The following is an 11,460-nucleotide window of genomic DNA, read 5'->3' on the forward strand; positions in this document are numbered from 1 at the left end:
ATTCCATACACTGAGTAGGGGTAATGTATCGCTTGGGCATATCCCCAACTTATCGCCATCCCAGAAACCTTAATCCTGGCACAATTAGGTAGTAACTAACTCCTAACCAAAAACTCATTAAGATACCAACAGAGCTAAAAAAGGCAAGAGGTAGGGATAAATCTGACCAGAGGTGGCGGCTAGAAACTTCTAAGATGTTGGCAGGGAATCCTAAAACTATCAACACTGCCACAGCGATCGCTGTTCCAAATGAGCTAATCATGGCATAAACTATGTGATGGCTACGGAAACCCATACTTAGGGCTAATAAAAATACAGATATGGCGGTTGCTCCTACCAATCCTTCACCACTATCTGCGGTTGATGTGATTACTTGCCAAACTAACCAGCCGAAAGCATAGCTAATTATGCCCATGAATGAGGCGACTAAAAACCGCCTTCTTTGGGCAAAACACCCGGATGCTGTGAGTCCCCAGGCTGTACCTAAGCCGGCGACAGCAAATATGAAAATTTCCGCCCCGAATCCCGATTCAGGGTTAGGGATTAATTCGGGTAATTGGCTGGCGAGAAATTCTCTGAAGCGATCGCCTAAGTTTGTCTGATATGCCAAAATAAATCCAGTGATTGTCCCAGAACTAGCACCAAGACCAGTTAACAGCATTGCCCAAATTGTTAAAAAACAAGCTTGGATGGTTTGGAAGATTGTCTGTACAATCCATCTCAATATTTTGCCTAAGGTTTGGTTCAAGTTGCTGAAAGCTTGCTCAGTTCCTTGACTCAAGAGTGTTAATTGATGAGTAAACTGGGTTAAGAATTGCTGAAAACCGTTCTGTGGTGAAGCGGAAGGGTTAATTTTAGCTAACCGTTTTTGAATCATAGCAGCGTTAGCTGGACGCGATCGCACATCTTCTTGCACCATCTCGTCTAGTAAATCTGCTAACTGAGGTCTGACACTAACTCTATTACGCCATTGCAAAACCCCTGTCTGGGAATCTTCTAATTCTGGCGGATACTTACCTGTGAGTAATTCAATCATCGTCCGACCGAGGGCATAAAAATCAGCAGTCAGACCGATATGTCCGCCTGTAACTTGTTCTGGTGGACTGTACCCAGAAGAAAATAACCTAGTGGAACTAGATTCTTGGCGCTGTCTTCCTGTGTTAAATTGTTTTGCTCCACCGAAATCAATTAAAACTAATTGTTCCCATCCTGTTCGCCCTTGAGATGCAAGCATACTGGGTGAGGGAGTGCGTAACATCAAATTAGATGGTTTAATATCACGATGTATAATCTGATGCTTATGTAATTCTTGTAAAATTTTGACTGCTTGAGTTAACCAATTTAATACCAAATCTTCTGGGCATCCTTGGGGATATTTATGTAACATTTCCTCTAGGGTAGGCCCGTTAATTTTTTCCATTACCAAACAAGGTAGTTGGCGTGGCTTGGGGTTGGATACATTAACTTGAAAATGTCCATCAGCCTCAACTTTTGGGACACCAGGATGCCTTAACCGGACTAAAACCTCTGCTTCTTGCGTAAATAATTCTAGTGCTTTTGGTGAGTCTTCTATCAACACCTTTAGCACTTTTTCCGTTTGAGTATTCTCATCCCACACGGTATAAATTTGCGCGAATCCCCCCGCACCCAAGGTTTGTAATGGCACATAGCGATCTAACAGTTGTAGCACCGCGCCACAGCTGTTACAAAATTTGTTACCCCAAGGTTGGGGATAGGGACGTTGACAGTCAGGATTTATGCAATGAACCTCAGAAGAACGGTATATCAAGGCTTCCAATCTCTAATTCATTTTCAATGCTCAAGTAATGTTGACAATGGCGGATTGTTGGTTTTGAGCATATTGAGTCAGTCCCTATGTACTATTTTTATTATGCTCAATGGATGCTCAAAATGTTCTCTTAATCAAAAAAATCAAGTTATGGCAGTAGCTAGATAGATTAGGACATTAAGGAATCATAAAACCATTACACTCAGAGGCATTCAAGTCTGTCACCTGTCACCTGCTATAGATAGATTTTGAACGAGAAAAAATAAGTGTTGTTTGATTCTGTAATCAATTTTAACTGTGTAGGTGACTTAGAGGGCGATCGCCTACGGTGGGGCGTAGCCCATCGCCTGTCTTCTGGCAGAATTTCTGAGGCGCTGGGGTTAATTTTCAGCTGGTTTTTCAAATATCATTAGGTGTTGTTGGGGTAATAAGTTTTTAGTTTCTCGCCAAATTAAACCAACATCTGCCATTTCTTGACGTACTTGTTTTTGCGTCATCTTATGCAGTCGCTTAATCATAATAAATGGATTTTCACCACGGTATTCTACCAACACCGCCCTACCTCCTGGTTTCAGGGCTTGGACAATTCCTTGCATTACTTCCTGGGGATACTCAAATTCATGGTAAGCATCCACCATTAAAGCTAAATCGATACTTGCAGGAGGAAGATGAGGATTACTCGGAGTTGCTAACACAGACTCAACATTAGTAATATTTTTCTCTTGTTTCAAATACTCCAAAATCTCTAACATTTCTGGCTGAATATCTACAGCTAAAACCTTTCCTGCTGTCAGTAAAGGCGCAATTTGCCAGGTCATGTAACCCGTACCAGCACCAATATCAGCCACGACATCATCCGGTCTTAAATTTAAGGCATTAATTATCTTACTTGGTTGTTCCTCTGCTTCACGGCTTGGTCTTTCTAGCCAACCTGCACCAGTGTGTCCCATAAATTTGGCAATTTCTCGCCCCATGTAGTATTTACCAATACCATCGGGACTGTGAATAGCCCGTTGTTCATAGACATTAGCAGATAAGGGACTGGCGATCGCTACATTAGTAGCATCTAATCCCCATATCAAACTAATCATTGCTATCAAATAAAAAAATTTATAAATCATCAGCGTTAATCGATGGATTCATTTCCATTTAAATCACAAAAGGTTGCAACTCATGCTGATTCCACTGTTCATCAACCCGTTCTGCTACCAAAGGTCGGACAATAAATTTAGGTGGATTACCATCTTGAACATCAATTCGCACACCAGAATAAGCCAGTCGCTTTGGGAAATTTTGCTCACTGCGTCCCACATACAGCAGTGAATCTGCAACTTTTCGCAGAGAACGACCCGGAATATCGCTAAAAATCTCCATTAACTCTGTACCTTCTGGTCGCTGGCGACGGGGACGGCGACCACTACCACCAGAGATAATGCAGTTGAGGTGCGAGTCTGCATAGCCTGTATCAGTGGTGCGGAGATATTCTAAACAGTGGGCGTGACCGTTAAAAATTAAATCAACTATAGGACGTTCCTTGACCAAAGAACCAAGAGTTTCTGCAACTTGGTTAAATACCCAGCGCAAGCGGTGACGTACAGCGAGAGTCTGGGCTTGATTCCACTTAGTCGCTTCTGTAACATAAGGTGGATGGTGGAAAAATAAGATTCTTCCCCGGACTTCTTTGGTGTTCCAAGATTCAATGAGGCGATTTCGTAACCAGTCTAGTTGTTCCAAGTCAATATTGGGTGCGTCGTGAGCTGCTAATTGCTTTTCGATATCGATTTTGACCTCATTGATTTGGTCTAACTTGGCGCTGAGGTCATCGAATTGTTCCGCATCATCTGGTTGATCTGGATTGAGGCGATGCCCTCCGGTCGGTCGTAGACCAACGCATTCTGCTAAAATTTGTAATTCTTCTTTGTCTATTTCTTGGCGACGCTTTTGCAACTCCCGGCGATAAATATCTCCAGCTTGGGTTGTGGGCAAAGGTGATGGTGCATTCCAAGTATTAGAATCAAGAGCAAAAAAATCAATCCCACCGTAACGAAAACTGTAATAACGGTTAGGTACACGAGTAAAGTTTCCCGGTACATAACGTAGACAGCGACCCGTATCAGTTTTACCAGTGTAGTGTAAATCTAAATGACGATGTAAATCTTCCGGGGCGATGGTCGAAGACTCACCTTCGGCGATGGCTGCTAGATAATCAATAAAGGCTCGTGCGTAAGCATCACCTTGATTAGAACCGTGCCAACCAATTTCAAAATCCTTATAGCGCAGTATCCGCCGTAACCGTAAAGTACTACCAGTTAGCCACCGATACATCAAAGGCACATCATAATAATCATGATTGCCCAGGACTGGTAAAAACGGTAAATTAAAAGTCATGCGATCGTAAGCAATATTCTGGGGAGCCTCACCACCCACTAAAAACTCCCGATAGGGTTCAATAAAATTTCCTGGGTAATACTCATGGGAACCCACCACATAAATCACATCCCCAGTGTGCAGCACAAAACGGCACTCATCCTTATGAGCCAGCATGAGTTCAGCCACTTGTCGTTGGGGATGATGACCATAGTGAGACTTTGTACCACTATCACCAATCACCATAAACGAAAATTCCGGATGATCATCCCGACCATCGTCTATCACCATACTCGTTTGGTCGATTCCCCGTTGCACAATACTAGGATGCTTCCACCGCACCCTTTCCTTCATCTTTTGTATTTTTACAGGAATCGACGGTTCGGAAATCAGTTTCATAATTTAAGTACCACTTCACATAAATTAGTTACTTTTTTAAACGCAGAGTATTTCCCAAATTTCAAATATGAAAATTCATCTCTCTGTGTGTTCCTCCGCGCTTCCCTCAGCGTACTCTGCGTTGAAAAAGAAACCTCCTCTCTACTGATAACCCGCCGCCTGCAATAAAAACAGCCTAGCGTAGTGTCCGCCATCCGCCAGCAACTCCTCATGAGTTCCCTGTTCTACCACTTCCCCATTTTCAATTACCAAAATTTTGTCAGCCATCCTTACAGTAGAAAAGCGGTGGGAAATCAAGAATACCATTTGATTTTGAGTAACAGCGCGAAAATGATTAAAAATCTCAAACTCAGCTTGAGCATCAATTGCCGATGTCGGTTCATCTAACACCAAAATATCAGCCTGAGTCCGCATAAAAGCACGGGCTAGAGCAATTTTCTGCCACTGTCCTCCAGATAATTCCTGTCCTCCCTTAAACCAACGTCCCAGCTGCGTCTGAAAGCTTTGGGGCAAATTTTCAATAAACTGTTGCGCCATACCTTTTTGAGCAGCCACTTGCCAACGTCTGTTATCCTTGAGATTTTCCACATCACCCACACCAATATTTTCACCCACCGTGAACTGGTAACGAACAAAGTTTTGGAAAATCACTCCAATACGACGGCGCAAAGCATCCACATCCCATTCTTGCAAATCCAAACCATCTAATAAAATCCTGCCAGAGTCTGGTGTGTAAAGTCGGGTCAGTAGTTTGATTAAAGTCGTTTTACCAGAACCGTTTTCACCGACAATGGCTAATTTTTCCCCAGGTTTTAAATGTAGAGAAATATTTCTCAACGCAGGCTGAAAACTACCTGGATAAGTAAAGGATACATTCTCAAAACGGATACCATCTTGGGGTTTTATACCTATAGTTGCATTTCCCCAAGGTGTGGTTACTTTCTCTTCTAAAAAGTCATAAAGATTGGAAAGATACAAGTTATCTTCATACATCCCACCAATAGAAGTCAGGGCATTAGAGAAAGTAGACTGGCCTTGACGAAAAACGGTCAGATACATTGTCATATCACCCAAGGAAATTCTACCCAAAACCGCTTCTATGACAATCCAAGCGTAGGCAATGTAGAATGCCACAGTACTCACCAAACTTAGGCAATAACTCCATATTCCTCGGCGTACAGTCAAATCTCTGTCTTCGCCATAAAGTTGATTAAATACGTTACGGTATCTTCCTAATAGCATCTCACCTAGCTGGTAGAGTTTGACTTCAGTGACAAAATCTTCTCTAGCTAATAGGTTTTCAAGATAGTGTTGCTGGCGGGTTTCTGGCGCACGCCAACTAAATAGGCGAAAGGCCTCTCCGGCAAATCTAGTTTCAACTATGAATGCAGGCATTGCCGCCAAAATTAAGGCTATCACAGCCCAGACAGAGAAGTTTACCAGCAATATGCCATAAGTGATCAGGGAAAGGGCATTTTGTACTAAACCAAAGGTGCGGTTGACTAAGGAAAGAGGACGAGTTGATGCTTCTCGTCTGGCATTGGTGATTTTGTCATAGAATTCTGAATTTTCAAAATGAGCGAGATCCAATGTCAGGGCTTTTTCTAAGATCAGAACATTGACTCGTTGGCCAAGTAACACCCGCAGTAAAGATTGGCAAATAGTCAGTCCTCTTTGACTAGCTGCAAGTAAAGCTACTGCGATCGCTTCTAAACCCACATACAATAATGGTTGCGAAATTGGGGCGTTAACTTGGGATGACAAAACTACCGCATCCACAATTAACTTACCAATATAGGCGATCGCCGCAGGTAACAACCCAGCCACTAAAGTTAAAGTAGCCAGAATTATAGTCATAGTGTGGCTAGTACTCCACACCAAATTTATCGCCCTGCCACTATAACGGAAAACTGCCAGTGATTGGCGCAGGGGATGCCGTCGCTTTTTATTCTTCATTATTATTTTTATAGCGCGATCGCTGCCCCTTTGTTGTACGGGTTATCACCAGCGCCGCAATATTTTTACCTAAGTTTTCTTAGTTCTCAGATATCTACTAGCTTTAAAATTGGGTAAAAGTATCAGGTCAATGGAAAAAATACCTTATGGCAGTTAATATTGACTCAAAAACGCCTAATCATCCTCTTTTTTCAATCAAAGTCCTGGCTTTTTTGTTGATTGCTTCAGTATTTGCCACAGTCGCCACCATTCTTTACGGTTTAATTATTGCTCATCAAACTGTTTCATGGCCTAAAGTTTTACTAATTGCAGTAGTCTTAACAGTTATAGTTACAACCCCTTTAGCAGCATTAGGCTTGTGGTCACGAGGTAGGCAAGATTTAGAAGTTTCCAGTTTTGGCAAACTCTTAATCCCAGATAGTTGGCTCATCACTCTGTTATTAGCGTTGACTCTTGGCAGTTTTTGTGGAACTTTCGTTGTTCTATCAGATCAAGCTTTTTATCCATTTCTACCCAGTGCTATCAAAGATATAGAATTACCTGGTTCCATCCCAGGGTTGCTTGCTGCATTGGGAGCCGGTATCAATGAAGAAATTTGGTTCCGTTTAGGTACACTAACTGGGTTGATGGAATTGGGACGCTGGCTAATAAAAGCATCTCAACCAAGTAAAGCCTTATTTTGGAGTGCTAACATCATTTCTTCTCTGTTGTTTGGTGCTGCACATTTACCGCAATTCGCATTCATGGCGAGTGGATTACGATTAGCAGTTGTTGGAGTGGTATTACTACAAAATGGTGTTGTAGGTTTAATTTTCGGCTGGCTTTACTGGCGAACAGGGCTTCTAGCAGCTATTTTGGCTCACATTACTGCTGATATCGTCATTCATGTCATTATGCCGAAATTTTTCTCATGAGTGATAAATCACTCATGAGAAACAAAACTATGTGACTTTACCCATAACTTTGCCGTTATTGGAATCATAACTTTGCCACACTAGAGCCTGAAATACTTATCCTCATGTCAAGCGATCTCAGTTGTTTTTTCCGACTTGGAACCATAACTTTGCCAATAGTCAAAATTGGAAGCATAAGCTTGCCGTGAGTCATATTATAGCTTTATGGCTTTAATCGCTCTACTAAAATAGCTATTAGACGACTTAATTCGTTAAGACGCATCTCTAACAAGTCAGTTTTATTATCTGTTGTCTGAATTTTTTTATTTAAATTGGATATACTCTGTTCCAACGAACTCACTCTGTCTTCAATCGTATTCTCATCTTCTGGTAAGCCTAAGTACAAAGAAATGGCTTCCCGGATTAACTGAGTTCTGTCTTTTTCTTCCAGAATAGCGCGTGCGTCCAGAGCCTCTAGCATGGACTGGGACAATCTTATTGATATAGCTTTATCTTTACCCATTATTTGACATATCATCTTTGAGATACGGACGTGATATCTTTGAGATACAAGATGTCTGGTTGAGCAAAGAGTGACATGGACATTAAGAGAATATCAGTAATGGAGTAAACTATGGCTGGAGGATTCAAGCCGAGAGATTGGCAAGACAGGTTCGTTAGGAAGTATCAAACTATCCTCAAAAAAAATTTTTTAGTTGAGGCTTGTACAGCAGCCGGTAAAACAGCTGGTGCAATACACGCTTTTGTCTCACTTCAAGGTGTTTTAGACTGGCGCTTTTTAGTTGTTGTTGTTCCTACCGAACACTTAAAGAGACAATACGCTAAAGATGCACGTAATCTTTTTGGTCTTAATCTCTGTTATTCAGGAACTCAAAAAAGGCTAGGTCGGTTGCCTACGCCAAAGGAGTTATTACTAACACGCTACCACGGATTAGTTATTAGTTATCAATGGTTAACAAAGCCTGGTAATGCCAAATGGTTGGCTGATGCCTTAAGCCAAGACGTAGCCGGTAAAGTATTTTTGATTCTTGATGAGGTTCACCATGCAAGCTCCGCACTAGCTTATGGTCAAGGATGTGAAACGGCTTTTCCAGATATGGTGATCTCTCATCGACTCATGACTTCGGGTACACCATTCCGCTCAGACAATAATAGGATACTGGGAAACTGGTTAACTTACGAAAAAGTAGAAGAAAACACTTATAGATGTGTACCTGATTTCCGGTACACATTAGCTGACGCTCTAAGCGACGGCATAATCCCTCCTTTTGCATTTGTGACAATGGAAGGAAAATTTGATTACATTCGAGGTCGTGCTGTTTACCAAGGTAAAACTTTTACCAATGCAACCAACGAACAAGAGCTAAAAGATGCGCTAAATACTGCTATTCATGTCAACGGTGATTGGGTAAAAGAGGCAATTTTATGGGCGTATAGGCGGATGCTTCGAGACCGGGCCAAGGGACTTCCTGAATGCGCTACTTACGTGAGAGTTCCTACAATTCCTGCGGCATGGCAAATGAAAGAACGGATTCGCATCCTGACTAATGAAGATGCTTTGGTTATAGTATCTGGGGATGATGACCCCAACTTCAATAACAGTCTACTGTCGGGCAAAGAACCAAGCGAACTAATTGAGAAATTTGCTGCGGAAACAGGTTCGAGCGCACAATCTTGGATTATCGGGGTTGGAATGTTAGGCGAAGGTGTTTCGATTAAGCGTTTAAAGTACCGTATTCATGCCACCAACAACTGTGCTGCCCTATCTTTCAGGCAGGATTTAGGACGCTTATTACGTCTTTTCCCTGAAGATGAGCCAGAATCTGTCGAAACACTAATTCCAGCCCATCCAACTTTAAAAGACTTAGCCTTAGAAGTTATGGACGAAGTTGCTCACATTGTTCAAGAAACAGAAAACGACATGGAGCAAGACCCAGATAGAGCGGATGATGAGGCAGATAGAAATAGCAGTGGTCAAATTACACTTTCTACATTTACACCAATTTCTTCAACTGGAGAGCTAGGGTCGCAAATTGTAGACGGAGAAGAAGTACTTTCTGAGTATGCAATTATTGCTGAATGGGCAATAGAGAATAAACCAATTTGGCAACAATGGTCAAAAACTCCTGCTCATTTGGCGCAATTATTGATGGGAGAGCAGGCTTTATTCGACTTACTGCGTCAAGAATACCAAGCATCTGGGAATCAAGTCTCAAACTCTCAAACTATTTCCTCTGTATCTATCCCTCCAGGTTTTCCTCCTGAATATGCGAACTTGTTAAATGATGACAAAGCCAGTTTTGCTAGCAAGGAAGTTAACAAAAAAGTATTTTATCTAGCAACTCTTTTATTTCCTAACTCGACTGATGAGGAACGCCAAGAAACACTCAAGCAAATTCATACACAGGCTAAAAAGACGAACAACCTTTCACTAGACGGGTTTATCAGCCATGAAGGATGGGAAAAAATTTATTTGTGGCTGTGTGACCGTATTGCTCATACAAAGAAGATGAAAGAGAAAGGAAGTAAAAACTCATGAATAATACAAACTTTAACACTATCGATCCCAATCAAGCTCATCTTCCTGATGAAGCTGTTATTCAAAAAGTTTTTTCTGATGAAGACAAGCTACCTAATGAGCAACATAATAAAGCAGTTAAAGCTTTTTTTGTATCTGATGGAATAGCATCAGGGATTGGTAAAGATTTAGCTTTTGTTGACCAAATACCCAATCTTGTCAAAGAAATAATTGAGAACAAGTTGTGGGAATGTTTATATATTGCCAAAGGTGTTTTCACCCCCTACTACTGTCGCTACATCAAAGCCACAGATTCTGAAAATTTTCGAGCATTTATTACTTCCAAGCGCCCTAATGGGCTAGAGACAAGTGTAGAGACGATAGATCGAGTTTTACAGGCAGATCCTGAAGTACAAAGAAAGTTTCGAGGCATTATTTCTGAGTCTCGTCAGGGAGAGCGGACTGACTTGATTAATGAAACTTCGGCTCATGAAGAGCCGAAGTTATTTGATCCGAGCCATCAAAAACGCATTAGAGCTGCAAACCGTGCAGCAGAAGCTATTCCAGAAGTTGCCGAGTTACTAGACCGTGGATTAATAGCCATAGATGTTGCAGCACAACTTGGACGTGACATAAAAGACCCCGAAAACCTTACAGCAGAAGAACGAGAGTATGTAGACAAGCGAGATTTAATTGGAATTCGACTTAGGCAGTACATATATACTAACCCAATTCCTGAAGATGAGGATAGAGAGCCAGCTTATAGTCGAGACATTAATAACTTTGTTAAAGACTTGCTTGGGATTAAAGACCGTTCCAAGTCTGTGCGAATGGACAATCCCAAAAAAGCTGCTGAGAAACTACTTCAGTTTTATCAGGGAGATAAGCTTCAAGAATTAATCACCCATTTAAGGACGGGTTTAAACGCAAATACTGATAGCCATGAACCGATTAAGAAGCATTCTGGTCAACAAAATAGCCAAGATTTTTCCGAACTGTCCCGTTATGACGATTCTGTTCCTTCTAGTGACATTCAAGACACTAATGGGACGCAAGCGCATAAAAATCAACCTGCCTCTGACGAAGCGCAATTAACAACTCAACAAGCTGAATTGGATGAATGGGTGAGGACAGGAAAATTACCTACGACGTTTTCAAAATCGCCATCAGGTTTAGATTCTGAAACCAAAACCAACATACCTCTCTTAAAACCTGCACCTATTGACAATCGCACATCTGAGTTTGCCGATACTTACAAAGTTACGAAGCGTGAAACAACAGAACTGCAAACCCCAGATCCAAATATGGAACTAACCGCAGATGAACTAGCAGAAAGATTGCAAGTCAAGCCGGATACACTTCGCTCCATCTTTAATAGAAATAAAGAAAAATTCCCTAGATGGGCAAAAAAACACGACCCAGATGGCATTGCTTGGCAGCGCACTGATGTGAAAAAAGGACGCTGTTGGTTGTTTGTTCCTATAAATGAAGCCACCTAGTCATCATTAATTACTATG

General features: G+C 41.7%; 8 protein-coding genes. 3 read left to right on the forward strand and 5 right to left on the reverse strand.

What is annotated here, in order from left to right:
- Positions 1-49: 49 nt before the first annotated feature.
- The 4 genes from H6G18_RS15365 to H6G18_RS15380 form a co-directional block, all read right to left on the reverse strand.
- A complete protein-coding gene (locus H6G18_RS15365) occupies positions 50-1,798 on the reverse strand; it encodes a serine/threonine protein kinase (RefSeq protein WP_242040348.1) in 1,749 nt (582 codons plus the stop codon).
- Between the two features lie 371 nt (positions 1,799-2,169).
- Positions 2,170-2,880, reverse strand: coding sequence for a class I SAM-dependent methyltransferase (locus H6G18_RS15370; RefSeq protein ID WP_242040350.1), 711 nt, complete (start codon positions 2,878-2,880; stop codon positions 2,170-2,172).
- A gap of 58 nt (positions 2,881-2,938) precedes the next feature.
- Entirely contained in the window at positions 2,939-4,555 is a 1,617-nt protein-coding gene (locus H6G18_RS15375; protein ID WP_190407972.1) for a metallophosphoesterase family protein, read from the reverse strand.
- Positions 4,556-4,696: 141 nt separating this feature from the next.
- Positions 4,697-6,511, reverse strand: a complete 1,815-nt coding sequence (locus H6G18_RS15380) for an ABC transporter ATP-binding protein (RefSeq protein WP_190407973.1) — start codon at positions 6,509-6,511, stop codon at positions 4,697-4,699.
- Positions 6,512-6,657: 146 nt separating this feature from the next.
- On the opposite strand from H6G18_RS15380, the gene H6G18_RS15385 reads away from it, so the two are divergent.
- A complete protein-coding gene (locus H6G18_RS15385) occupies positions 6,658-7,425 on the forward strand; it encodes a CPBP family intramembrane glutamic endopeptidase (RefSeq protein ID WP_190407974.1) in 768 nt (255 codons plus the stop codon).
- 202 nt (positions 7,426-7,627) lie between these two features.
- Here H6G18_RS15385 and H6G18_RS15390 read toward each other — a convergent pair whose 3' ends face one another.
- Complete coding sequence (locus H6G18_RS15390; protein ID WP_313954437.1) at positions 7,628-7,942, reverse strand: ribbon-helix-helix domain-containing protein; 315 nt, start codon at positions 7,940-7,942, stop codon at positions 7,628-7,630.
- A 96-nt stretch (positions 7,943-8,038) separates the two neighbouring features.
- On the opposite strand from H6G18_RS15390, the gene H6G18_RS15395 reads away from it, so the two are divergent.
- Both H6G18_RS15395 and H6G18_RS15400 read left to right on the forward strand, forming a co-directional pair.
- On the forward strand, positions 8,039-9,964 hold the full coding sequence (locus H6G18_RS15395; protein WP_190407976.1) for a DEAD/DEAH box helicase: 1,926 nt from the start codon (positions 8,039-8,041) through the stop codon (positions 9,962-9,964).
- Positions 9,961-11,442 (forward strand): hypothetical protein, encoded by a 1,482-nt coding sequence (locus H6G18_RS15400; protein ID WP_190407977.1) that lies wholly within the window; start codon positions 9,961-9,963, stop codon positions 11,440-11,442. Before H6G18_RS15395 ends, H6G18_RS15400 begins: the two co-directional genes overlap by 4 nt.
- The last annotated feature ends 18 nt before the right edge of the window (positions 11,443-11,460 follow it).

The sequence above is a fragment of the Anabaena subtropica FACHB-260 genome (genome assembly GCF_014697105.1).
Classification (GTDB): domain Bacteria; phylum Cyanobacteriota; class Cyanobacteriia; order Cyanobacteriales; family Nostocaceae; genus Trichormus; species Trichormus subtropicus.